This window comes from Streptosporangium sp. NPDC020072, assembly GCF_040631445.1.
Lineage (GTDB): Bacteria > Actinomycetota > Actinomycetes > Streptosporangiales > Streptosporangiaceae > Streptosporangium.
The window spans coordinates 367,994-390,631 of record NZ_JBEYAB010000006.1 but is presented as its reverse complement, the minus strand read 5'-3'; the positions used below and the strand labels follow the sequence as shown (position 1 = coordinate 390,631).

Below are 22,638 nucleotides of genomic sequence, written 5' to 3'. Positions count from 1 at the left end.
TTTATGACCGACACGCCGAAGAAGGCTGACATGTAGCCCACTTAAGGCTTCTAGCGTGTTTCGGGAAAGCTGCCGCATACAGGAGAAACGTCCCGTTGAAAGAGCGGGCCACCAAGGGTGTGGATTTCAAAACCCGAGCTTGATCAAGGTTCGCGAGAAAAACTCACATTTACCGAACGGTAATAACTTCCAGAACATTATCCCGCCTCGGTCACAATGTGTAACCGCACCATCCGCGCCTATCGCTCGACTTGCATCACTCCCGCCATTAATGATTAGGTCTGCTGCATGAAGGGCGTGCCAACGTGTGCGGCGGACGGAATTCGGGACGGATTGCTTTTGCGCCGGCTACAGGACCTCACCAGGTCCTGAGAACCGGCGGAACCGCCGGACCGACCAGTACCGGTCGAACGGGTAAAACAGGGGAAAGCGAAAGTTTTTCGGGTTCTCCCATGCCGTCGATTGGGGTTCTCCCTCCGCGTTGGACCGTTCTACCCCCGGGACGGACCTGCGAAGACATGAATGACTCCGCGCGCCCTCGGGCACCGGAGTTCCTTTGCTGCTCGATGCACCACCGTAGAAAACGCATTTTCCGCGAGAATCCCACGCGTCCGAAGAAGAGTTCGAGCCGCCATTTTCGAATTCCTATCGAGATGTAAGAGTTCTCGACGCCGGATCATTTGGAGCATCATTCGTGACGAGTTCACTTTCCGATGTCCAGAGTTCCTTTCCCGAGCCGACGACCGGTGAGGACCTCTGGCACTCCGCATCGGGCCTCACCGCGGCCTTCGACCCGGGACGTTTCCACGAAGGCGCTCTGGACATCGTCGACCGCCTGACGGCCTATCTGGGCGACCGGTCGGTCCGGGGACTCGACCTCATCGACCCGCAGGTGCTGCTCAAGGCCGCACGGGAACTGATGACCCCCGAACGGCAGCGCGTCGCCGACTTCGACGCCGACCGGGTGAAGCAGATCGTCGACCTGTACACCGAGACCGGGATCCCGGTCCACTCCCCCGGCTACATGGGGCGGCAGTTCTCCGGCGTGGTGCCGCTGGCCGGTCTCATCGACCTGGTCGGCTCGGTGGTCAACCAGCCCTCCTCCTTCTACGAGGCCGGGCAGCTCCCCAACGTCGCCGAGCGGCTCATGGCCGAGGAGCTCAACCGGTTCATCGGCTGGGACCGCGACCGGTTCGCCATGGTGACGACGTCGGGGGGCTCCCTGGCCAACCTGACCGCGCTGCTGGCCGCCCGCAACCACGCCTTCCCGCAGATCTGGACGCGCGGCGCCGGTGGCGCGCCGGGCCTGCCGGCCATCGCGATCAGCGAGGAGGCCCACTACAGCGTGACCCGGGCGGCCGGGGTGCTGGGCATCGGTGAAGGACAGATCATCCGGCTGCCGGTCGACCAGGCGGGACGAATCCGCCCCGACCTGGCGGGGTCGGTGCTGGACGAGGCGAAACGACGCGGCCTGCGGCCGTTCTGCCTGGTGGCCTCGGCCGGAACCACGTCGCTCGGCGCCTTCGACCCGCTGGAGGACCTCGCCGCCCTGGCGCGCCGCCACGGGCTCTGGCTCCACGTGGACGGGGCGCACGGGGCGAGCCTGTTGCTGTCGGAGCAGCACCGGGACAAGCTGCGCGGCATCGAACTGGCCGACTCCCTGACCTGGGACGCCCACAAGATGCTGTTCATGCCGGCGCCGTGCACGCTGCTGTTCTACCGGGACCGTACGGCGGCGCGCGGAGCGTTCCAGCAGCGCGCCAGCTATGTCTTCGACGAGGAACCGGACATATACAGCGCCTACGACAGCGCGGACAAGAACTTCGAGTGCACCAAGCGCCCGATGATCATGCCGCTCTGGACGGTCTGGTCGGTCTACGGCCCGGCGCTGTTCGAGCAGAAGATCGACCGGCTGTGCGAGGTGACCCGGCAGGCGCACCGGATGATCGCCGCCGAGCCGGACTTCGCCGTGGCGCACGAGCCGGAGTCCAACATCCTGTGCTTCCGGTATCTGCCGGACGGGATGGAACCGGCGGCCGCGCACCGGTTGCAGCTGGAGATCCGCAACCGGATACGGGGCGGCGGGCGCTTCTTCATCTCCAAGGTCGACATCCAGGGGACGGCGGCGCTGCGGGTGGTGGTGATGAACCACCTGATCGACGCCGATCACCTGGCCATGCTCATCGCCGAGATCAGGGACATCGGGCAACGGGTGCTGCGCGCGAGCGCCACGGCCCGGCACGACCAGCGGAACGGGAGTCAATCATGACAATTACGGATTTTGACATCGCCGCCTCGGCACGGCTGGCGGCACAGCTGATCCCCGAGGAGGAGCTACGGCCCCGCTCGGTCGATGACGTCACCCGGCTGACGTCGTTCGCGGAGAGGCTGGACGAGTGCGGGCGGCTCACCGGCGTCCCGTACTGCGAGTCCCCGCTCGACCTGCAGAACGCGCTGGTGTTCCGCCGCCTGCAGCAGCTCGTCGGCATCAGCCTGCTCAACCCGCTGTGGCGCGAGCGGCTGCACTACTTCGGCATCCGCGACGTCCCCGCCGACATGACCGAGTGGGAGCGGATCCCCCTGTCGGACAAGATCGTGCAGCGGGACATGTTCATGGGCCCGCGGGCCGGGATGGTCGTGCCGCTCGACCGGGGCGGGTTCGAGGTCGTGGCCAGCGGCGGCACCGGCGACGGCACGCCCCTGGAGATCGTGTACTCCCTGCGGGAGCTGCGCGACACCTACCGCATCTCCGGGGCGTTCATGGGCGCCTACCAGCTCAACCGCTACCTGCGCGGTCCCGCGCCGCGCTGGCTGTTCACCACCCTGGCCGACTACCAGATGTGGAGCAGCGGGACCATGGTCGGCGGCGTCCTGGCGAGCGTCCCCGGGGTCAACTACATCGGCGCGGGACCGGTCAGCGCGCCGGTGCTGGAGCACATGTTCTCCTACCCCGGCCACAAGGCCCTGATGGGCATCACCGCCGGCATCGCGCTCCTGCCCGAACTGGGCGCGGGCCTGTCCCCGCAGGCCAGGGCCGACTTCCGGGTCGCCATGTACGGCAGCGGCTCCCTGCCGCAGCGCAAGCGTGACGAGTTGCAGGCGTTCTTCCCCAACGTGTCGATCCTCAGCTACTTCGCCGCGACCCAGGCCGAGTGCATCGGGCTCCAGCTCGACCACACCTCGCCCGCGCTGTCCGCCGTACCCGGGCTGCACCTGGTGGAGATCGTGGACGAGCACGGCCGCGCCGTCGCCGAGGGCGAGGAGGGCGAGCTGGTCGTCACCCGGCTGCACGCCGACGAGGCGCCGCTGCTGCGTCTCAAGCTCGGGGACCGGATGATCCGCCGACCCGCCCTGGACGGCCCCGGGCTGCGCACCGAGAGGTTCGAGTTCGCCGGACGCACCGCCGACGTGCTGCACCTCAACGACAGCCAGTACTCGGCGACGCTGGCCTACGCGGCCCTGCGCACGCGGCTGCGCTCGGCGACCGGCGTCGACCTGGACCTGATCGCGCACGAGCTCCAGTTCCACAACCACCGTGAGGACCGGACCCTCACCCTGCTCGCGGCGGTGGACGACCCCGACGGTACGACCGCGGCCGTCGAGCGGGCGCTGGGCGCGAGCGGGACGCGGCGGCTGTTCCTCCAGGCGCTGCCCGCCTCCCTGTCGCTCTTCAACGACCGGGAGGCCAACGCGGCGGCCATCGAGCAGACCGGCTACGGCTTCCGCCTGGTGTTCGTACCGCCCGCGTCGCCGCAGATCGAACGGACCACCGTCGGCAAGACGCCCCTGGTCAGAGACCGGGGCTGAGCGCCTGGCCGTCCAGGTGCCCGAATGACACCCGACACGGGAGGACAGATGAAGGAAAAGGTCAACATCGTCGTGATGGTCGACGCCGTCGGGGCGTTGTCCGACCGGACGCTGCACAACGGCAATCTCTCGCTGGTCGACGACAGTACGGCCGGGAGCCAGCACCAGGGGACTCCCGACCTCGTCACGGCGGTGGTCCCGGGACAGGTCGTCCACTGGACGCCCATCCACGTGGACGTGCAGACCCCGGTCGAGATCCAGTCCATCGAGTTCCTGTCCGGCGCGGTCGCCCCGCTCCCGGACGAAACGACCGGTCAGGCCGCGCAGCCGTACCCGGTGGAGTCCGCCGTCGTGCCCGCCCTGGGCGTCGACGCCACGGCCTCCAACGGGCACGACAACCACGACCTGCTGGTGTGGGAGGGCGTCGTGCCCTACGACATGGTGCCCGGTGTGCCCTACCGGTACCGGCTCTCCCTCAAGCTCCACGAAGGACCCAACAGCGTGCTGTACGTCGACTCACCCGCGCTGCTGCGCGTGTGAACCCTGTTCCGCGAAAGGCGGTCTCATGGCCCAGCAACACGGGATCATCGTGCTCTTCGATGTCGAGAACGCGCTGAAGACGCGCTCGCTCGACGGGAACACGTACTGGTTCGACAACATGAAGTTCATCGGTTCCACCGGAGTGGGAACCGAACAGCTTGAAACGATCGTGCCCGGCACCTACTTCCTCGACGGGTCGCAGGCGACCGAGCAGGTGCTGAACTGGCTGCCCGCGGCGCTGGGGGCGATCCCCCCGACGGTGCCGCGCAACTACCTGGCCGAGCAGGAGCGCGCCGACGACCGGCGCACGCTGGAGGAGCTCGCCGCGCTCAGCGGCGAGGGCGGCGTGAGCGAGGCCGACCTCAAGCGGCTGCAGCAGCGGGTCGGCAAGCGCGCAGGCCGGCAAAGCGGGCGCGGGCTCACCGCGGCCAAGCTGCTGGACGTCACCGGCAAGACCACCAGCGGCGCCGACGCCTACAACTACCCGGCCCCGGTGATCACCGACATCACCGGCCCGGCCGTCACCGAGAAGATCATCTACCCGGCCCAGTACGGCTCGCCCGACATGGTCTACGACGGCTGGTACTGGGCCGCGACCGTGGACACGAGCAGGCCCGGCGTCTACTCGTACACCGTGCACGTCCAGCTGCACGAGCTGGTCGAGCGCAACGACGAGCTGGTCTGGGAGTCCGTCGACCTGACCTGCACGTCAAGCCTGAAGATCATCAGCGATCCGAAGCGCAACGGGTTCACCGGCGCCGGACTGGGCGTGCTTCCGCTGCCGCCCGTCCCGGCCGTCGGCTGACCCGGACCGAGCCGGAACGTCTTCGAAACGGAGGAGCCGCATGCCCCCGAGAACCAGACAGTCCCAGCGCCGGCCCGCCCGGCCCGTGACGATCACCGCGGTGGTCGACCCCGTGGCCGCGCTCGCGTCGGAGAACCTGGACGACAACCTCTACCTCTACGACACCAACAGGGCCGCCGGGTCGACCGGGTTCGGCACCCCCGGGCTGCGCAGCCTGGTGCACAAGGGTGACACCCTGTTGTGGAACGTGCTCCCGCTTGAGTGCGAGACCTACGTGTCCCTCACCGACATCGAGATCGACCCGCGGATCGCCGAGCCCGTGCGGAAGGTGTACCCCGGAACCGACATCGTGTTCTGGACCGCCGAGGTCAAGCAGGACATCACCGAACCGGTCCCCTACCGGCTCTCCTTCCTGCTCGGCACCGTCAGCACGCCGTTCACTCCGACCGCCAGGCCCGTCCTGGCCGGTCCCGCCCCAGAGGGAAGGTAAGGCCGATGACCCAGGCGTACGCGGCCACGGACTTCGCCGACCGCGGCCAGCTCAACTCCGTCCAGCTGAACGTGGTGACCCTCGTCGACATGGAGAGGGCCGCCGCGACGAAGTCCCTGGACGGCTGCCTCTACATGATGGACAACAGCGTCGGCGGCGTCGGCCAGGGTGGTGACCACCTGGAGACCATCTGCAAGCAGGGCCAGGTGATCAACTGGATCATCCGCCCGATCGACATGCACCGCCGTCCCGACGGCACCTGGCCCCCGATGCCGAAGATCAACAACCTGGTCTTCCTCGACGTCGAGAAGGGTGACGAGGACGACGTCGCCGAACGCCGGATCATGACCGAGCTGAAGGTCTACGGCGGTCCCGACCGGATGCGCGACGAGTACACCGCCGTCTACTACTACTGGGCCGGGGCGGTGATGAGCGACGCCAAGCCGGGGCTCTACCGCTACCGGTTCGTCCTGGAGCTGGAGAAGGAACACGGCACCGACAAGCTGTACCTGAACTCGGTCAACTACCCCGCCCTGCGGGTGCTGCCCGTCTGACGGCCCTCCGGGACCGTGAGACCGTGCCGGCCCCGGCCGGCACGGAGCATCGGGGGTGCGCCCTCGGCGGGGGCGCGCCCTTCGAGCCCGGGCGGACTCATCCCCAGACCGCCCGGGCGGCTCCTCCACAACGGCGTGGCGGAGCCGGAGAACCCGTTCAGAACCGCACGAGCATCGACCGCATGTGAACGATCTCGGCGGTTCTGGCCGTGGTGATCGAGGAGGCCAGGGCCTTGGCCTTCGGCGACAACCCGTCCCGCTGCTCGATCCCGGCCAGGGCGATCTCATCGCTGTGGTGGCGGATCATCAGGTTCAGGAACATCCGGTCGAAGTCCGCCCCGGACGTCCTGCTCAGCGCCTCCAGGTCGGAGGGGTCCATCACGTACGGTCCCCGGTCCGCGCCGGGTCCGACGTCCTCGTCTCCACGGCACCTCACGTCGCCGTTGCCCGGGCTCATGCACGGATCGGGGGGCGGGACCTGGTCCCCCCAGCCTTTCAGCCAGGCGGTCAGCTGGTCGATCTCGGCCTTCTGGGCCCGTCCGATCCGTTCGGCCGTCGCCCTGACCTCGGGGTCCGCCGCGCGTGCCGCGGCCATCTCGGTCATGATCAGCGTCTGCCGGTGGTGCTGGATCATCCGCTGGGCGAAGAACACGTCCTGGGCGTTGTGCTCCTCAAGGACATCGGTGAACACGAGGGCGGGCGCGCCCGCAGGCGGCCCCACGGTGAGGACGACACCGGGGGCGCAGGCCGTCAGGACGGTCCCGGCGCCCAGGGCCGCGGCCACGAGGGCCACCCGGCGGTCGGGAGTTCTTCGTGTACCCATGGCATATCCCCCTGCGAGGGTTCTCACGTCCTGTGCGAAGCCGCACGTGGGGCGGACTCGCGATCTCCGGCCCTTCCGGGAGCCCTTCCCGGGAAGGGGGTCACGACCACCGGGCAGGCGGCGTGGTGCAGCAGCGAGTGGCTCACCGAGCCGAGCAGCAACCCCTTCAGGTCGCCGCGTCCGCGTGATCCGACCACCAGCAGGTCGGCCTCCAGTGACGCCTCCCGCAGCGCCTCGACCGGATGGCCGTACTCCAGCCACTCGACAACCTTGACGTCCGGGTGACGTTCGCCCTGGCCCGCCAGGGCCTCGGCCAGCGCGCGCCGTTCCCGCTGGGCCGCCTCCTCGGCGTCGGCGAGCGCGAACGGCCCGCAGCCCACGATGGGCCGGCTCCAGGCGTGCACCGCATGCAGCTCCGCGCCCCTGGTCTCGGCCTCGGCGAAGGCGAAGGCCACGGCGTCCGCCCCCGCCGGGGAGCCGTCGACGCCGACGACCACCCGTCCGCGCGGCTGGACGGGCGCACGCCGTACGACGGCCACGGGGCAGGGCGCGTGCCCGGCGACCCCCAGCGCGACCGAGCCCAGCAGCATGCCCTCGAATCCGCCGAGCCCGTGGCTGCCGACGACCAGCAGCCCGGCGTCCGCCGCCGCCTCGATCAGGGCCCGTCTGGGGTCGCCACCGGGCAGCAGCTCCGACGTCACCTCCACGTCGCCGCCCGCCTCGCGGATCCGGCCGAGCGCGTCTTCCAGCGTGGACTCGGCGCCCTCGCGCATCCACCGGCCGACCTCGGCGTGCGGGGTGCCCTCACCCGCCTCCAAGGGCCAGGAGGGCATGACGTGCACGACCCGCAGGCCGGTACGGCGCAGCCCGGCCTCCCGTACGGCCCAGCTCACGGCTTCGAGCGCGGATCGTGACCCGTCGACTCCCACCAGGATCAATGGTCTCTCCTCACACGTGCGGATGGGTCTTCGGGGTTCAGGAACGGACGACCGCGACCGGGCAGCGCGCGTGGTGCAGCACTCCCCTGCTGACCGATCCCAGCAGCGCGGCGGCGACGGCCCTCCTGCCGTGCGAGCCGACCACGACCAGGTCCGCCGTGGCCGAGGCGTCGACGAGGGCGTCGACGGGGTGGGCGCTCTGGACGTCCTCCAGCACGGTCACCTCGGGGAACTTCTCCTGCCAGGCGCCGACCCGGTCCTTGACGACCCGGAACTGCGCGCGGCGGATCTCATCCATGTCGTAGACGATCTCCGGCGCGAAGGCGTGCACCGGAAGCTGCCAGGCGTGTACGGCGCGCAGCGGGCCACCGCGCAGCGCGGCCTGCTCGAAGGCGAAGGCCAGCGCGGGCTCGCAGTGCGGATCGTCGTCGACGCCGACGACGACCTCGCGGCGCGCCCCACCGCCGGGGTGGACGACGACCACCGGGCCGTGGGCGTGCACGGCCACCCGGGTGCTCACCGAACCGAGCAGGGCCCCGGTGAAACCGCCGAGCCCCCTGCTGCCGAGCACGATCTCCACCGCGCCCGCGGCCTGTTCCGTCAGGGACCGGACGAGGTCACCCTCGATCAGCTCGGTGCCCACCTCCACCGACGGCTGGCGTTCGCGCGCCTCCCGTTCGGCCTCCTCCAGGATCTTCCTGCCGCTCAGGACCAGGGGTCCCGGCCATTCGAGGGTGGAGAAACGGGGGATGTCATAGGGGCCGCGTTCCACGACGTGCACGATCCGCAGCGGCACGTGCCTGCGGAAGGCGTCGTCGGCGGCCCATGCGACCGCGTCCTTCGCCCCCGCCGAGCCGTCGGCCGCGACGACGACGTCACGGATACCCCTGGCCGGGAAGTCTGTCATCTCGTCCTCCTCATGGGCGTGCGGATCCCTGCCTCAGGTCAAGTCTCTGCCGGGGGAACGGGACCCCCCAGAGGCGGCGGACCCGTCCGTCCCGGGACTTTGGACCCGGCCGGGCCTTCGGCGGGTGGGCACGTGGGGAGGCGACGGCCTCAGGGGCGGACCACGGCGACCGGGCAGCGGGCGTGCTGGAGCACGTCCCGGCTGACGGATCCCAGCACCACCGAGCCGACCGCGCCCAGTCCCCGGGAGCCGACGACCAGCAGGGCCGCCTGGCCGGAGACGTCCGTCAGGGCCGAGACCGGATGGCCGTAGGTCACCTCCTCGACGACCTCGATCCCGGGATACATCTCCCGCCACGGGGCCAGCCGTTCCGCGACCACCCGCTGCTGTTCCCGCTGGATCCCGGTGACGTCGTGGGCGCTGTCCGGCATGACGGTGCGCAGCGGCACGTGCCAGGCGCACAGCGCCCGCAGGACGGCGCCGCGCAGCCGGGCCTGCTCGAAGGCGAATCCGAGGGCCGCCGCGCCGTCGGTTGAGCCGTCGACGCCGACGACGACCTCCTCGCCGGGGCCGTCCTGCCCGGCCCTGACGACCACGACGGCGCCCCTGACGTGCCCGGCCAGCCGCAGGACCGTCGAGCCGAGCAGCGCGCCGGCGAAACCGCCCGTCCCCCGGCCGCCGATGACGAGCTCGGTCGCGGTGGCGGCCCGCTCACGCAGGACGTCGGCGGGCGTTCCCCCGGCCAGCTCGGTGGTCACGTCGATGCCCGGCGTGCGTTCCGTCGCGGCCTGCGCCGCCTCGGTGAGCACCCGGTCACCGGCCTCGGCCATCGCGTCCTGCCACCCCTGCGGGGGAAACGCCGAGATCCCGTACGGCCAGCGTTCGACGACGTGCACGATCAGCACGGGCAGCGCCCTGCGGGCCGCGTCGGCGGCGGCCCATCGCACGGCGGCCGTGGCCGACGGTGAGCCGTCGGTCGCGACGACGACGGGTGCGGTGGGTTCGGGCATGCTCTTCCCCCTTCGTGCGGGCCGGTCCGCCCCGGGTGCCGCTCAGAGGCGGGCCGAGGAGGCGCTCAGCACGTCGTCGCGGTCGTAGGCGATGTCGGCCTCGACGTCGACGACCCCCTCGATCCTGCGGCCCGCCTCCACGAGCGCGGCGATCTGCGAGCGTCTGGCCACACGTCCCTCGACGCGGACCACGGACCCCTCGATCGTGATCGTCAGGCCACCCGTGTTCAGCCCCAGATCGGCGACGGCGTCGGCCATCTCCGTCAGGATGTCGGCGGCGGGCCTGATGAAGACCTTCAGCAGGTCGGCCTGGTGCACGGTCCCGGCGATCTTCCCGCTGGCGGCGTCGACCACCGGCAGCTGCTTGATCCGGTTGGCGTGCATCAGCCGGGCCGCCTCCCGCACCGGGGTCTGGCGGGTGACGGTCAGCGCGGGCCTGCTCATGAGCTCCCCTGCGGTCCTGCCCGGCTTCTCGCGAACGTCCTCCCCGCTCGGCGGCCCGCTCTGGGCGGCGATCTCCTTCAGCAGCAGATCGGCCTCGGACACCACCCCGACGGGGCGCCCCTCGGCGTCGATCACCGCGACGGCCCCCACCTTGAAGCGGCGCATCGTCGCGACCAGCTCGGCGAACGTCGCCTCGGGGCGGACCGCGATGGCCACCAGCCCCATGACGTCCATCACCCGCACCGTCATGACCTGTCTCCCCTTCCTGCCATGCTCCCCCGTACCCAGGGAACGGCCGGGCACGTGTGTTCCTTCCCCGGTCTCCCCGGCCTCACCAGGGCCGGGACGACCGCGACAGGGCTCGGCGCCGTGCCGCGGGAGCGCCCCGTCCGTCCCGGAGAGGCCGGTGCCGACGACGACATCGTGGTCTCCGGCCATCGTGGTCACCTCCCTCTTCATGGTCGGCGCAGGACCGTGGGAAGCGGCAGGGCGGAAAGTCCCACCCCGCCGGGACCTTCCGCCTGCTTGCCCGGCTCCCGGCCCCCGCCGCCGGTTCCCGTGGGACGTTCGCCCCTACCCCGCAGGTCGGAGGACCGGGGAGCATCTAGGAAGGGGAACACGCGAGCGTGGCACGGACGGAGCAAGGTAATGACCATGACAGAGCCCGTCGTCGCCGGCGTCGACGGTTCCGAGGCCTCTCTCGACGCGACGGCCTGGGCGGCCACGGCGGCCGCGTTGCGGCGGGCGCCGTTGCGCCTGGTGCACGTCACCCTGCGCTGGGCCTACGACGTCCCGCTCGTCCCGCAGCCCGCGCACTGGGGGCCCGCGTCGCGGGCCGCCTGCCGTGAACTGCTCGCCCGGGCCGCCGAACGGGCGCGCGCCGAGGCTCCCTCCACCGAGATCACCACCGAGGTCCTCGACGGCGCCGCCGCGGAGGCGATCGCCGCCGCCGCCGGGACCGCGCAGCTCGTCGTGGTCGGCGGCCGGGGACGCGGCGGGTTCACCGGGCTGCTGCTCGGCTCGGTCAGCCGTGACCTCGCCGTCCGCTGCCCCTGCCCGCTGGTGGTCGTGCGCCCGCGCGAGGAGGGAGGAGGGGAGGTCGTCGTCGGCGCGACCGGGGAACCCGGGCAGGAGCACATCCTGCGCTTCGCCTTCGAGGAGGCGCTGCTGCGCCGCCTGCCGCTGCGGGCCGTACACGCCTGGACCCACCCGGTGGCCGCGTTCCCCGGTGACATGCAGCCGCTGGTCTACGACGTCGAGGGCGTCGGCCGCGAGGAGGAACGGCTGCTGGCCGAGTCGCTGGCGGGCTGGCGGGAGAGGTTCCCCGACGTCCCCCTCGTCGAACAGGTGGTGCACGGGCACCCGGCCGGAGTGCTCGCCGAGGCCTCGGCCACCGCGGAGCTGGTCGTCGTGGGCGCCCCGGGGCGGGTCGCGCTCCTCGGCTCGACCGTCCACTCCCTGCTCGGCCACGCCCGCGGGCCCGTGGCCGTCGTCCCCCGTCCGCCAGGCCACCGGCCGCCTGGTACGGCGCCGCCGGCATGACCGGTTTGGGATCTTCCCGATAATTGGCCATCTCATGACCGGGACTCGGCCGGATGAGATGGCCGCCCCACACACCGCACATGTTACTCTCTGTCACGATCTGATTACCTTGCGGTGCAACGGGAGTCCATGTGAAGGTCGCCTGCGTCGGCGGTGGACCCGCCAGCCTGTACTTCTCGATCCTGATGAAGCTGGTTGACCCGTCTCACGACATCACCATCTACGAGCGCAACCCCGCCGGTTCGACGCACGGCTGGGGCGTGACCTACCTGGACGAGCTCTTCGGCGACCTGCACAACGTGGACCCCGAGTCGGCGCGCGTCATCGGTGAGAACTCCGTCCGCTGGGACACCGAGGTCGCGTACTTCGACGGCCACACGACGGTGGCGTCGCAGCCCGGGACCAACGGCTACGGCATCGGCAGGCAGCGGATGCTCGACATCCTCACCGAACGCGCCTGCTCCCTCGGCGTCCACGTCGAGTTCGAACGGGAGATCGCCGCCGAGGAGGAGGTCGCCGACGCCGACCTGGTCGTGGCGGGCGACGGCGTCAACAGCGTGATGCGTGAACGCCACGCCGACCACTTCGGCACCAAGGTCGAGACGGGACGCAACGTCTACATGTGGCTCGGCACGACCAAGGTCTTCGAGACCTTCGTCTTCGCCTTCGTGGAGACCGCGCACGGCTGGATCTGGTGCTACGGCTACCGGTTCGACCGCGGCCACAGCACCTGCGTCGTGGAGTGCTCCCCCGAGACCTGGCGGGGGCTCGGCCTCGACCAGACGAACGAGGCCGACAGCCTCGCCGTACTGGAGAAGCTGTTCGCCGACACCCTGGACGGGCACCCGCTGGTCGGCCGTTCCCAGCCAGGCGGCACCGCGCACTGGCTGAACTTCCGCACCCTGACCAACAGGAGGTGGCAGCGCGGCAACCTCGTCCTGGTCGGGGACGCCGCGCACACCACGCACTACTCCATCGGCGCGGGCACCGCCCTGGCGCTGGGGGACGCCGCCTTCCTGGTCAGGGCGTTGCACAGCGGGTTGCCGCTGCAGCCCGCCCTGGTCCGCTACGAACGTGAGCGCAAGGCCGTGATCCTCCCCGCCCAGCGCACGGCCCGCCGCAGCGCCCGGTGGTACGAGAACCTGCCGCGCTACATCGGCCTGCCCCCGGAGCAGGCGTTCACGCTGCTGTGCCAGCGGCAGTCCGCGCTGCTCCCGTACGTCCCGCCCCGGCTGTACTACCGGGTCGGCCATCTGGCCGAACTGGCCGGCCGGGCCCTCGCGCGGGTACGGCCGGAGCCCGCCGAGGAGTCCGGCCTGCCACACAGCCCGGCGCGTGACCTGGCGCACGGCCCGGGAGACGACGCCGGGCATCCACACCGCTGAGGCGCCTCCCGTACGCCCGGGGACGCGTTAACCGTTCGCGTCCCCGGGGAAGCCCGGCTACCATGGCCGGACGCGAGGTTTCGCGAATTCCGTGACAAAGACCGAAAGAGTGGACATGGCAGGGGACGACGACATCTCCGGGTGATACCCGGGATGGCAGGCCGCGAGCAGGAGCGCGTGATGCGCCGCCGTGGTCGTGCCGTCGTTTCCTTCGTTCCCCTTTTCTCCCGCCACAGGGCGGCACGGTACGCCCTGCGCACATCTGAGGTCTTCGTCATGTCCGACGCGTCGTTCATCGTCTTTTCCAGCGTCTCCTTCTCCTGGCCCGACGACACCCCGCTCTTCGAGGACCTGTCCTTCACCGTGGGCGGCGGCCGTACGGGACTCGTCGCGCCCAACGGCGCGGGCAAGAGCACGCTGCTCAAGCTCGTCGCGGGTGAGCACCGGCCGGCCCGCGGCAGCGTGTCCGTCGAGGGCGTGCTCGGCTACCTCCCGCAGAACCTGCCCCTGACCGGCGGCCTTACCGTGGCCGAGGTCCTGGGCATCGCCCCGGTGATCAGGGCGCTGGACGCCATCGAGTCCGGCGACACGAGCGAGGAGCACTTCACCACCGTCGGCAACGACTGGGACATCGAGGAACGCACCCGCGCCCAGCTCGACCGGCTCGGTCTCGGCGACATCCCCTTCACCCGGCGCCTGGGCACCCTCAGCGGTGGCCAGATCGTCTCCCTGGGCCTGGCGGCGCAGCTGCTCAGGCAGCCGGACGTCCTGCTGCTGGACGAGCCGACCAACAACCTCGACCTCGACACGCGCCACCGGCTCTACGGCGTGATCGAGAACTGGAACGGCTGCCTGCTGCTGGTCAGCCACGACCGGGCGCTGCTGGACCGCATGGACCGCATCGCCGAACTCGACCGGGGCGAGATCCGCTTCTACGGCGGCGACTTCACCGCCTACGAGGAGGCCGTACGGGCCGCCCAGCAGGTCGCGGAGAAGAACATCCGCACCGCCGAGCAGGAGGTCAAGCGGGAGAAGCGGGAGATGCAGCAGGCCAGGGAGCGGGCCGAACGCCGGGCGGGCAACGCCGCCCGCAACCTCAAGAGCGCCGGGCTGCCGAAGATCTTCGCCGGGACGATGAAGCGTAACGCCCAGGAGTCGGCGGCACGCTCCCAGGAGACGCACGCCGCGCGGGTCGGCGACGCCAAGGCCCGCCTGGACGAGGCGGGCCGTGCCCTGCGCGACGAGCAGAGGATCACACTGGAGCTGCCCGGGACCGACGTCCCGGCGGGCCGCACCGTCTTCCTCGGCGAGCGGATGCAGGTCCGTTACGGCGAGCGCCCCGTGTTCGCCGGCCACGGCCTGGACCTGACCGTCCGCGGCCCGGAGCGGATCGCCCTGACCGGCCCCAACGGCACCGGAAAGTCCACCCTGCTACGTGTGGTCAACGGCGACCTGGAGCCGGAGGGCGGCACGGTCAGGCGGGCCGAGGGCCGCATCGCCTACCTGTCCCAGCGGCTCGACCTGCTGGACCCGGACCTGACCGTGGCCGAGAACCTGGCCGCCTCCGCGCCCGGCATGCCGCAGGCCGAGCGGATGAACCTGCTGGCCCGCTTCCTGTTCCGCGGTGCCCGCGCCCACCTGCCCGCCGGGGTGCTGTCCGGCGGTGAGCTGCTGCGCGCCACCCTGGCCTGCGTCCTGTACGCCGAACCGGCCCCCCAGTTGTTGCTGCTGGACGAGCCGACCAACAACCTCGACCTGGTCAGCGTCGGTCAGCTTGAGGCTGCGCTCAACGCCTACCGGGGGGCGTTCGTGGTGGTCAGCCACGACGAACGGTTCCTGGCCGAGGTCGGGGTCGGCCGCTGGCTGCGCCTGTCCGAGGGGCGGCTGACCGAGACGGCCCCACCGGCGGTGTGAGCACCGCCTCAGGGCTCGCGTTCCTCCAGGTGCTCAAGCACCGGGGGAACCGGCCCGGGGTGCAGCACGGCCAGGCGTTCGGTGGCGCGGGTCAGCGCCACGTACAGGTCGTTGAGACCGTGCGAGGAGCCGTCGAGCACGGCCTGCGGGTCGGCCAGCACCACCGAGTCGAACTCAAGCCCCTTGGACTGGCGGGCCGTCAGCACCACGACGCGTCGTTCCAGGTCGGGCTCACGCCCCCAGGAGGCGTCGGGGACGGCGGCGCGGACGGCCTCGGCCAGCCGTGCCAGGTCCTCGCGTGGCGTGATCACCGCGACGCTCCCCGTCCCTGCCGCCGCCTCCCGCGCCGCCAGGCCGGCCAGCCTGGCGGGCAGGTCGGCCGCCTCGGCCCGGGCGCGCCACGGCCGGACACCGCCCGCGCGTACGGCGCGCGCCGGTTCGAGATCGGGATGGATCGCCGTGAGCACCCGGTCCGAGGCGGACATGACCTCGGCCGAGGTCCGGTAGTTGACGGTGAGCCGCTCAAGCCGCCAGCGCGTCCCGAAGAACGGCTCCAGCGCCTGCGTCCAGGAGCGCGCGCCCGCCGTCTGACCGCTCTGGGCCATGTCGCCGACCACAGTGAACGAACGGGTCGGGCAGCGCCGTACCAGCAGGCGCCAGGCCATGGGCGGGACCTCCTGGGCCTCGTCGACGATCACGTGGCCGAAGGCCCACGTCCGGTCGGCGGCGGCCCGTTCGGCGACCGTGCGCAGATCCTGTCCTTCATGGCGGCCGGCGAACAACTCGGCGTCCAGCAGGTCGGCGGCACTGAGGAGTTCGGCCTCGTCGTCGTTCTCGTCCTCGCCGGAGCGCGAGCCGCGCGCGATGTCCAGGACGCCCTGGGCGTACTCGATCTGCCTGGCGCGCTCCCTGGCCTGCCTGGCCCGTTCGGCGCGGCGGTCCTCACCGAGCAGTTCGGCCGCCTCGTCGAGCAGCGGCACGTCGGCCGGGGTCCAGCCGCCGCCGGGTTCGCGCAGCAGCAGTTCCCGTTCGGCGGGCGTCAGCTGCGGCGCGGCCTCGGCCAGCCCCCTGGGGTCGGCGAACAGTTCCTCAAGCAGCCGCTGCGGGGTCAGCGCGGGCCACAGCCACTCCAGCAGCGCGCGCACCTGCGGATCGTACGGCAGCGCCTTCAGCCAGGCCCGTTCCGCCTCCTCGAACTCGGCGTGCTCCCGCTCGTGCCGGTCGACCGGCGGCGCGTCCTGCCCGAAGAGCCCGGCCAGGTCCTTGGCCACGGCCTGTTCCAGCGCGGCGGAGTCGATCCGGCCCGCCAGGTCGGCCTCGATCTGCTCCTCCATCCCGGCGACCACGCCCGCCATGCGGCGGGCCAGCTCCTCGATGACGATCCGGCAGAAGACGGGCCTGGCGAGGTTGTGCGGCAGCCCGTCGGCACGGGCCCGTTCGGCCGCGTCGATCAGCAGCTCCGGCTCCAGGCTCAGCGGCTCGCCCTCGACGATCACCTCGACGGGCCCGCCCACCTCCGCCTGGCGTGCCCGTACGGCGGCGGCCAGCACCTCGGCCATCACCAGCCGTCCCTTGACCTCGGCGACCGCGGCGTCCTCCCGTTCGAGGGCCGTGACGCCGGGGAACAGCTCCCCCACCGTGGACAGCAGCACACTGGTCTCCCCCAGGCCGGGCAGGACCTGGCTGATGTAGCTGAGGAACACCGGGTTCGGGCCGACCACCAGCACTCCGCGCTCGTCCAGCCGGGGGTGGCTGTAGAGCAGGTAGGCGGCGCGGTGCAGGGCGACGACGGTCTTGCCGGTGCCGGGGCCTCCCTGCACGACCATCACCCCGGCGTGCGGGGAGCGGATGATCCGGTCCTGCTCGGTCTGGAGGGTGGCCACGACGTCGCGCATGCGGCCGGTCCGTTCGGCCCGCAGCGCCGCCAGCAGCGCGGCCTCCCCGCACAGCTCCATGTCCGCCGGGGCGGGGGCGGTGCCGTCCAGCAGCTCGTCGTCGACCCGGACCACCCTGCGCTCCCGGGTGTGCAGGTGGCGGCGCAGCCGTACACCCTGGGGGGCGGCGGCGGTCGCGGTGTAGAAGGCGCGCGCGGCGGGCGCCCGCCAGTCGATCAGGAGCGGCTCCTCGTCTTCCTCGGCGCCGCGCACCCCGATGCGGCCCAGGTAGCGGCGGCCGCCGTCGACCGAGTCGAGCCTGCCGAAGCACAGTCCGTGCTCGGCCGCGTCGAAGGCGGCCAGCCTCCGGTTCAGACGGCCGACCGCCGCGCCGCGTTCGGCCTGGGCCTGGGCCGTCTCCGCCGGTTCGCGCAGCACCTCGGCCAGTTCCCGCGCGAGTTTCTCACGGTGGATGTCGACCTGGGAGTGCAGCATGGCCAGGTAGGCCTGCTCGCGTTCGATCTCTGACTGCTCTGACTGCACCGGCACGGAAGAGGACAAGACTGCTCCAAGGCCAGGGGACGGGGTTCGGCACCGGGGAATCCTCGGGGTGCGCCCCACAGGTTCGCACGCTTCAGCCATAAATGCGAGCCGCGGGGAACCCCGTCGATCGCCTTGAGAGGGAGGCGGCTGTGGCCTGGGCGGCGACGTCCGTGGCGGAGGTTCCGCTTCCCGCGCCAAAAGCAGGGAAAACGCAATTCAAAGCCACCCAGAAAAGGCCGGTTAACATTATACCACGCAATTAACACCGCTTACGGTTTTTGCGCTTCCAGGAAAAGCGCAGAACACATTGCCGCTTTTCGAATTCCCAGCCGCTCCCCGAACGCGACCGCCGGCGGCGGCGCGGACCCTGCCAACGGTTGGGGGGGTCCGCGTCGTCGTCCCGGCGGCCGGTGCGCTCGTACGGTTCCGACCGTGGCCGCCAGGCCACCTCCGTACCGTTACGACGAGGAAGAGTCGTGCCTCTCTTGTCTTCCATGGCCCCGTTGGCCCCGTTGCGCCGTACGGCCGCGGCCCTCGCGCTCACCGGAACCTGCCTGGCCGTCCCGCAGGCCACCCACGCCCGCCGGGCTCCCCTGCCGGCCCCGCGCTGACCATGGCCCTCCAGCGGACACGCGGGTGGCCACCGGGGAGGTCCCGCCCCGGCCCCGCTGGGCTGATCCGATTGCCACGGTGACCGCCGGAGACCTCTCACGGGGCGCGTGACGCTCACGTGTCAGGCGAGATCCCTAGACTCAAAATCGACTGAGTCATTACGAACGGGGAATCGCAGTGATCGATCGTCTTTCGCGTGCTTTAGCGGGGTTTTTGGTGTTATCGGCCCTCGGAGCGTGCTCGGCACCGGTTGCGGACCCGGTGCTGAAGGACCCGGCCCAGTGGCCGCTGGCCAAGCTGAAGCGCCTGCCCGACGACGGGGAACTGCCCGAGGGGGCGGACCGGGTACTGGCGCGGATCAAGGTCGGCTCCCACAAGCTGACCGCGTGGATCCATCCCTCAGGCCAGTGCGGGCTGGCCGGCTCCAGCAAGGACATGGAAGCCGACTGGAGCATGAGCAGCGACATGACCAGGTCCTCCAGGGATCTGATGCGGGAGGAGGGATTCTCCGGGCCGCTTGAACCTGCGACGACCGTCTCCACCGAGAGCACCTTCATCCTGGTCTGCACCCCCACCAGGATGCTGATCACCGTCAAGGGGCAGACGTCGAAACCCTCCGTCGAGGGCAACGCGTCCGCGCAGATCTACGGCGGCGGCCTCAACGCCGTCGTCGGCCCGCCGGAGGTCAGGAAGGAGTCACTGCCCGGAGCGACCGTGACCTCCGGCGGATAGACGTCAGCGGGCCGGGACCCGGGGAAGCACCGGTACCAGGCGGAACATGCCCGTCATGAGCTCCGGTGGCTCCTGGTGCTCGGGGAGGAGTCCCGCCACGGCCCGCAGCACGTCGGTGACGGTCACCATCCCCGCGAGCCTGGCCGAGTCGTTCAGGACCGGGATCGCGTTCACCCCGGCGCCGACCATGGCCGCGGCGGCGTCGGCCAGGCTCGCGCCGAGTGTGGTGCGCGGGCAGCGGCGCCCGGCCACCAGGGCGCGGACGTGGACGTGTGACTGCTCCATCGGGCCGCCGGACCAGTGGGCGGCCAGGTCCTCGCGGGTCAGCACGCCGTACAGGCGGCCGGTGTCGTCGACGACCGGCAGGTGGTGGACGTCGGCGCGGCGCATGATCTCCCAGGCCAGCAGGGGCGACTCGTCCGGCGGGACGGCGACGAGCGTGCGGCTCATGATCTGCGCGACGGTCAGGACGGCGATGTCGTTCATGCCTCACCCCTGGGACGTACGACGGCGACGGGGCAGCGGGCGTGGTGCAGCACGCCGTGGCTGACCGAGCCCAGCACGGCCGCGCCGACCCTGCCCAGCCCGCGTGAGCCGACGACGAGCAGGTCGGCCGTCTGCGACGCCTCGCACAGGACGGCGACCGGGTGCCCGATGACCACCGTCCGCCTGACCTCGACCTGCGGGTAGCGTTCCCGCCACGGTTCCAGCGTCTCGGCGGCCACGCGTTTCTCGGTGACGAAGGCGTCGTCGATCAGCGAGGTGTAGGCCTCGGCGTACGGCCCCAGGACGGGGGTCTGGACCGTGTGGACGACGTGCAGGACGGCCTTGCGCATCACGGCCTCCTCGAAGGCGTACCGGAAGACCGCCTCCGGCGCCGGGGGGCCGTCGAGGCCGACGACGATCTCGTCGTGGACGTGCCTGCGGGGTTTCCTGACCACGACGACCGGGGCGGCGACGTGACCGGCCAGGGCGAGCGAGACCGACCCGAGCAGCAGTCCGGTGAACCCGCCGAGTCCCCGGCTGCCCACCACGACCTCCTCGGCGTCCTCGGCCTCGCGCCGCAGGACCTCGCCGGCCTTGCCCCGCTCGCGCACGGTCTCGATCTGCAGGCCGGGGGCGTGCGAGCGGGCCTGGGCGAGCGCCGTGTCGAGGATCTCCTGGCAGTACTCGGTCATCGAGTCGCGGAATCCGGGCGGGGTCTGCAGCGGGATGTCGTAGATCCAGGGCGCGCACACGTGAACGATCCGCAGCGGGCGTCCGCGGCGCACGGCGTCGTCGGCGGCCCACTCGACCGCGGCCTGTGAGGCGGGCGAGCCGTCCACGCCCACCACTACATGTGCTGTCATGTCTCCTCCTCGGTTCCCTCCTCCATCCGACCGCTTCGGCCCCGGTGGGCGCAGCGGCCGAAAGACCCGACCGTGAGGGACTTCCGGCCCGCCGGCGCCGCAGGGCCCCGCGGCTCACCCGAAGCCGACGCGGTCCAGCCAGAAGTCGAGCAGCCGCTCGTCGCCGAGGATCTCGACGCCGCCGCCTCGGGCGGGGCGGCGGCGGTAGACGACCAGCAGCAGGGCGGTCAGCGGGCCGTGCAGGGTGACGGCCGCCGCCCCGCGACCCCTGCGGCAGGTGACGGTGTCGCCGGTGAGGTCGACCAGCCACTCCGTCCCGGCAGACGGCCCGGTGTCGGTGGCGTGCAGGCCGATGGTGCGGCCGGGGCCGAGCAGTTCGCGCTGCCTGGGGTTGACGTCGAGCATCTGCGGCAGGGACGCCAGTTCCATCCACTCGTCGAGGGCGTCGACGACGACCTCCCGCCCGGCGGTGAAGTCCCGCCCGGCGGCCAGGGCGGCGTCGGCCCGGTGCACGAGGGTCTCGTGAGCGAAGCGGCGGGCCCAGAATCCCGAGGTCTCCATCTCTACGGGCACCCATGTCCGCGCGTCGGGCCCGGCCTCGCGCAGGGTGTCGGCCAGCAGCCGCGCGCCCTCGGCGAGCCAGGCGTCGATCTCCGCGGGGTCCTGTCCGGTGTCGGCGGGCAGGTCACGCAGCTCCGTGTCCGGAGGTGGCGTGGTGGCCCTGGTGCGCACGATCGTCTCGGCCCAGCGGTGGCCGTACCCGACGTGCCGCAGCAGCTGGGCGAGGTTCCAGTCGGGACAGGAGGGCACGGCGGCCGCCAGGTCCGCCCCCGCCACGACCGCCCTGAGCTGGTCGGTCTGCGCGACGATCTCGGCGCAGTGGCGGTCGTGGCCCAGCGGGACCGGTTCGTGGACGGCGGTGCCGCCCAAGGGGGTCGGCTTGTTCATGGGTGTCGCTTTCTGGTCGCCTGCGGTGGGCCGTCCGGACGCCCGTGCCGCGATCCTTATCGGCACTCTGTGCGTCCGTTCGGTGACGCAAAGCTATCGACCGTGCCGCCATGACGGCCCGCACCCACGTCACGGCGGCGCGGCGCGGCCGTCGCGACGGTGGTGCTCAGAAAGCAGGGAAGGCCGGGCCCCCGGGACAGAACGGCTCCCCGGCGCCCCGGAAGGCCGCCGACGCGCGGGCCAGCGCACCGGGCCGCAACTCCTCGACGCGCCCGGCGCGGGCCAGTGTCTCCAGGGTCGTCCCGCCGAGGAAGGCCGCGCCCAGCTCGGCGGGGGTGAGGCGCAGGTCGGGGGCGGCGGCCGTACGCTCGCAGCCCGCCGTCCCGGTCTCGGCCCACAGCCGCAGACGGCCTGTGTTCCACGGGCAGAAGTCGTCGCGCACGTCCAGCACCACCTCAAGCGGCAGGGCGTAACGCCGTCCGGCCAGCGCCCGGGCGACGTCGACGAGCCGCACCCAGAGCCGGTCCACCTCGTGCGCGCGCACGGCGCGGGGGTCGGCCAGCAGGTACGGCAGGGCCTCGTCGGCCGCCCCCTCGTACTCGATCCACGGCACCAGGTCGATCCCGGCCAGGAAACGCCACAGCGCGGCGTAGGCCTGGCGGGTGACCGCGGCGAGTTCCACGACCTGTACGGCGCGCCCGCCGTCGCCGTGCCCGTCCTTGATCCGGTAGAGGGCGTATCCGTCGGCCCGGCCGCCGCTTTCGCGGTGCACGGCGTGACGCAGGGCGGTGGCGCCCTCCCGGTCCTGCGGGCCGTCCGCCAGCCGTATGTCCCAGCAGTTGCCGGGGCGGTCGGGCCAGCCGACGGCGCCGGGGCGGACGCGCTCGTAGACCTCCTCGACCAGGGGCCGCGCCTCGTCCCGTTCCAGCAGCCGGATCCGCCCGTCCCCGAAGTCGGTGCCCGGCAGGAAGGCCATGGAGCGTTTCTCGCAGCGCAGCAGGGCTCCGCGTGAGGCCGGGCCGTAGCCGTACCGGCCGTAGATCGGGGCCTCCGAGGGGCGCAGCGCGGCGATCGGCTCGCCGCCGCCCTCGTACAGGTCGGTGAGCTGCCTGCGCATCAGGCAGGTCAGGACGCCGCGCCTGCGGTGGGTGGGGGTCACGCCGACCCAGGTGATCCCGGCCGTCGGCAGCACGGCTCCGGGAACGGTCAGCACACGGGTGCAGGCCGCGGTGCCGCCGATGATCCGGCCCTCGTCGAAGGCGGCGAGGGTGCGTTCCAGCTCGGTCGCGGACCGTTCGACGGCGAGGTCCTCCTCGGTCCGGTCCTCACCGTAGGTGTCGGAGACGACCCGGGCCCAGGTCTCGAACTCCTCGCCGGTGACGGGACGGATCGGGTAGGTGTCGGACACCGGACCTGTCTAA

Annotated in this window: 20 protein-coding genes; 10 read left to right on the top strand and 10 right to left on the bottom strand. The window is 71.6% G+C overall.

All coding sequences use genetic code 11. The features are described from left to right. The first annotated feature begins 694 nt into the window (after window positions 1-694). Genes ABZ470_RS16885 through ABZ470_RS16860 form a run of 6 tightly spaced genes read left to right on the top strand, consistent with a single transcriptional unit; the run spans window position 695 to window position 6,196 of the window. Window positions 695-2,269 carry a pyridoxal-dependent decarboxylase gene (locus ABZ470_RS16885; RefSeq protein WP_362911950.1) on the top strand — a complete coding sequence of 525 codons (1,575 nt, stop codon included), beginning with the start codon at window positions 695-697 and terminating at the stop codon, window positions 2,267-2,269. Further along, the gene (locus tag ABZ470_RS16880; protein WP_362911949.1) at window positions 2,266-3,807 is read left to right on the top strand and encodes a hypothetical protein; all 1,542 of its coding nucleotides are present in this window, start codon (window positions 2,266-2,268) and stop codon (window positions 3,805-3,807) included. The genes ABZ470_RS16885 and ABZ470_RS16880 overlap by 4 nt, the downstream gene beginning before the upstream one ends. Before the next feature lie 48 nt (window positions 3,808-3,855). Then, window positions 3,856-4,347, top strand: a complete 492-nt coding sequence (locus tag ABZ470_RS16875) for a hypothetical protein (protein WP_352013408.1) — start codon at window positions 3,856-3,858, stop codon at window positions 4,345-4,347. A gap of 25 nt (window positions 4,348-4,372) precedes the next feature. Continuing rightward, window positions 4,373-5,152, top strand: coding sequence for a hypothetical protein (locus ABZ470_RS16870; RefSeq protein WP_362911948.1), 780 nt, complete (start codon window positions 4,373-4,375; stop codon window positions 5,150-5,152). A gap of 40 nt (window positions 5,153-5,192) precedes the next feature. Continuing rightward, window positions 5,193-5,642: a hypothetical protein gene (locus tag ABZ470_RS16865; protein WP_352013406.1), complete on the top strand. Its 450-nt coding sequence runs from the start codon at window positions 5,193-5,195 to the stop codon at window positions 5,640-5,642. Window positions 5,643-5,647: 5 nt separating this feature from the next. Further along, a complete protein-coding gene (locus ABZ470_RS16860; RefSeq protein WP_352013405.1) occupies window positions 5,648-6,196 on the top strand; it encodes a hypothetical protein in 549 nt (182 codons plus the stop codon). Between the two features lie 157 nt (window positions 6,197-6,353). Here ABZ470_RS16860 and ABZ470_RS16855 read toward each other — a convergent pair whose 3' ends face one another. The 5 genes from ABZ470_RS16855 to ABZ470_RS16835 all read right to left on the bottom strand — a co-directional run bounded on the left by ABZ470_RS16855 (window position 6,354) and on the right by ABZ470_RS16835 (window position 10,567). After that, window positions 6,354-7,019, bottom strand: a complete 666-nt coding sequence (locus tag ABZ470_RS16855; RefSeq protein ID WP_362911947.1) for a DUF305 domain-containing protein — start codon at window positions 7,017-7,019, stop codon at window positions 6,354-6,356. Window positions 7,020-7,042: 23 nt separating this feature from the next. After that, window positions 7,043-7,948: a universal stress protein gene (locus ABZ470_RS16850; protein ID WP_362912145.1), complete on the bottom strand. Its 906-nt coding sequence runs from the start codon at window positions 7,946-7,948 to the stop codon at window positions 7,043-7,045. Between the two features lie 46 nt (window positions 7,949-7,994). After that, the gene (locus tag ABZ470_RS16845) at window positions 7,995-8,864 is read right to left on the bottom strand and encodes a universal stress protein (protein WP_362911946.1); all 870 of its coding nucleotides are present in this window, start codon (window positions 8,862-8,864) and stop codon (window positions 7,995-7,997) included. 149 nt (window positions 8,865-9,013) lie between these two features. Continuing rightward, window positions 9,014-9,874 (bottom strand): universal stress protein, encoded by an 861-nt coding sequence (locus ABZ470_RS16840; protein ID WP_362911945.1) that lies wholly within the window; start codon window positions 9,872-9,874, stop codon window positions 9,014-9,016. Between the two features lie 42 nt (window positions 9,875-9,916). Then, the gene (locus ABZ470_RS16835) at window positions 9,917-10,567 is read right to left on the bottom strand and encodes a CBS domain-containing protein (protein WP_362911944.1); all 651 of its coding nucleotides are present in this window, start codon (window positions 10,565-10,567) and stop codon (window positions 9,917-9,919) included. Between the two features lie 405 nt (window positions 10,568-10,972). Here ABZ470_RS16835 and ABZ470_RS16830 point away from each other — a divergent pair, with 405 nt between their 5' ends. From ABZ470_RS16830 to ABZ470_RS16820, 3 genes are all read left to right on the top strand, one after another. Continuing rightward, window positions 10,973-11,860 carry a universal stress protein gene (locus ABZ470_RS16830; RefSeq protein ID WP_362911943.1) on the top strand — a complete coding sequence of 296 codons (888 nt, stop codon included), beginning with the start codon at window positions 10,973-10,975 and terminating at the stop codon, window positions 11,858-11,860. Between the two features lie 131 nt (window positions 11,861-11,991). After that, window positions 11,992-13,245, top strand: a complete 1,254-nt coding sequence (locus tag ABZ470_RS16825) for an FAD-dependent monooxygenase (RefSeq protein WP_362911942.1) — start codon at window positions 11,992-11,994, stop codon at window positions 13,243-13,245. Between the two features lie 276 nt (window positions 13,246-13,521). After that, window positions 13,522-15,159 (top strand): ABC-F family ATP-binding cassette domain-containing protein, encoded by a 1,638-nt coding sequence (locus ABZ470_RS16820; RefSeq protein WP_362911941.1) that lies wholly within the window; start codon window positions 13,522-13,524, stop codon window positions 15,157-15,159. 8 nt (window positions 15,160-15,167) lie between these two features. Here ABZ470_RS16820 and ABZ470_RS16815 read toward each other — a convergent pair whose 3' ends face one another. Continuing rightward, window positions 15,168-17,582 carry an ATP-binding domain-containing protein gene (locus tag ABZ470_RS16815; RefSeq protein WP_362911940.1) on the bottom strand — a complete coding sequence of 805 codons (2,415 nt, stop codon included), beginning with the start codon at window positions 17,580-17,582 and terminating at the stop codon, window positions 15,168-15,170. Window positions 17,583-18,449: 867 nt separating this feature from the next. Here ABZ470_RS16815 and ABZ470_RS16810 point away from each other — a divergent pair. After that, window positions 18,450-18,920, top strand: a complete 471-nt coding sequence (locus ABZ470_RS16810; protein ID WP_362911939.1) for a hypothetical protein — start codon at window positions 18,450-18,452, stop codon at window positions 18,918-18,920. 3 nt (window positions 18,921-18,923) lie between these two features. Here the strand turns inward: ABZ470_RS16810 and ABZ470_RS16805 are convergent, their stop codons facing one another. The 4 genes from ABZ470_RS16805 to ABZ470_RS16790 all read right to left on the bottom strand — a co-directional run bounded on the left by ABZ470_RS16805 (window position 18,924) and on the right by ABZ470_RS16790 (window position 22,625). After that, the gene (locus tag ABZ470_RS16805) at window positions 18,924-19,406 is read right to left on the bottom strand and encodes a CBS domain-containing protein (RefSeq protein ID WP_362911938.1); all 483 of its coding nucleotides are present in this window, start codon (window positions 19,404-19,406) and stop codon (window positions 18,924-18,926) included. Beyond that, window positions 19,403-20,269, bottom strand: a complete 867-nt coding sequence (locus ABZ470_RS16800) for a universal stress protein (RefSeq protein WP_352013394.1) — start codon at window positions 20,267-20,269, stop codon at window positions 19,403-19,405. Before ABZ470_RS16800 ends, ABZ470_RS16805 begins: the two co-directional genes overlap by 4 nt. Before the next feature lie 114 nt (window positions 20,270-20,383). Continuing rightward, entirely contained in the window at window positions 20,384-21,217 is an 834-nt protein-coding gene (locus tag ABZ470_RS16795) for a maleylpyruvate isomerase family mycothiol-dependent enzyme (protein WP_362911937.1), read from the bottom strand. A 166-nt stretch (window positions 21,218-21,383) separates the two neighbouring features. Continuing rightward, window positions 21,384-22,625 (bottom strand): GNAT family N-acetyltransferase, encoded by a 1,242-nt coding sequence (locus ABZ470_RS16790; RefSeq protein WP_362911936.1) that lies wholly within the window; start codon window positions 22,623-22,625, stop codon window positions 21,384-21,386. Between the last annotated feature and the right edge of the window lie 13 nt (window positions 22,626-22,638).

Bases quoted from the DNA above. Each gene is read 5' to 3' on its own strand.
- ABZ470_RS16820 (WP_362911941.1), top strand. From the start codon at position 13,522: ATGTCCGACGCGTCGTTCATCGTCTTTTCCAGCGTCTCCTTCTCCTGG.
- ABZ470_RS16840 (WP_362911945.1), bottom strand. From the start codon at position 9,874: ATGCCCGAACCCACCGCACCCGTCGTCGTCGCGACCGACGGCTCACCG.
- ABZ470_RS16880 (WP_362911949.1), top strand. From the start codon at position 2,266: ATGACAATTACGGATTTTGACATCGCCGCCTCGGCACGGCTGGCGGCA.
- ABZ470_RS16865 (WP_352013406.1), top strand. From the start codon at position 5,193: ATGCCCCCGAGAACCAGACAGTCCCAGCGCCGGCCCGCCCGGCCCGTG.
- ABZ470_RS16835 (WP_362911944.1), bottom strand. From the start codon at position 10,567: ATGACGGTGCGGGTGATGGACGTCATGGGGCTGGTGGCCATCGCGGTC.
- ABZ470_RS16860 (WP_352013405.1), top strand. From the start codon at position 5,648: ATGACCCAGGCGTACGCGGCCACGGACTTCGCCGACCGCGGCCAGCTC.
- ABZ470_RS16805 (WP_362911938.1), bottom strand. From the start codon at position 19,406: ATGAACGACATCGCCGTCCTGACCGTCGCGCAGATCATGAGCCGCACG.
- ABZ470_RS16830 (WP_362911943.1), top strand. From the start codon at position 10,973: ATGACAGAGCCCGTCGTCGCCGGCGTCGACGGTTCCGAGGCCTCTCTC.
- ABZ470_RS16875 (WP_352013408.1), top strand. From the start codon at position 3,856: ATGAAGGAAAAGGTCAACATCGTCGTGATGGTCGACGCCGTCGGGGCG.
- ABZ470_RS16845 (WP_362911946.1), bottom strand. From the start codon at position 8,864: ATGACAGACTTCCCGGCCAGGGGTATCCGTGACGTCGTCGTCGCGGCC.
- ABZ470_RS16800 (WP_352013394.1), bottom strand. From the start codon at position 20,269: ATGACAGCACATGTAGTGGTGGGCGTGGACGGCTCGCCCGCCTCACAG.
- ABZ470_RS16795 (WP_362911937.1), bottom strand. From the start codon at position 21,217: ATGAACAAGCCGACCCCCTTGGGCGGCACCGCCGTCCACGAACCGGTC.
- ABZ470_RS16855 (WP_362911947.1), bottom strand. From the start codon at position 7,019: ATGGGTACACGAAGAACTCCCGACCGCCGGGTGGCCCTCGTGGCCGCG.
- ABZ470_RS16870 (WP_362911948.1), top strand. From the start codon at position 4,373: ATGGCCCAGCAACACGGGATCATCGTGCTCTTCGATGTCGAGAACGCG.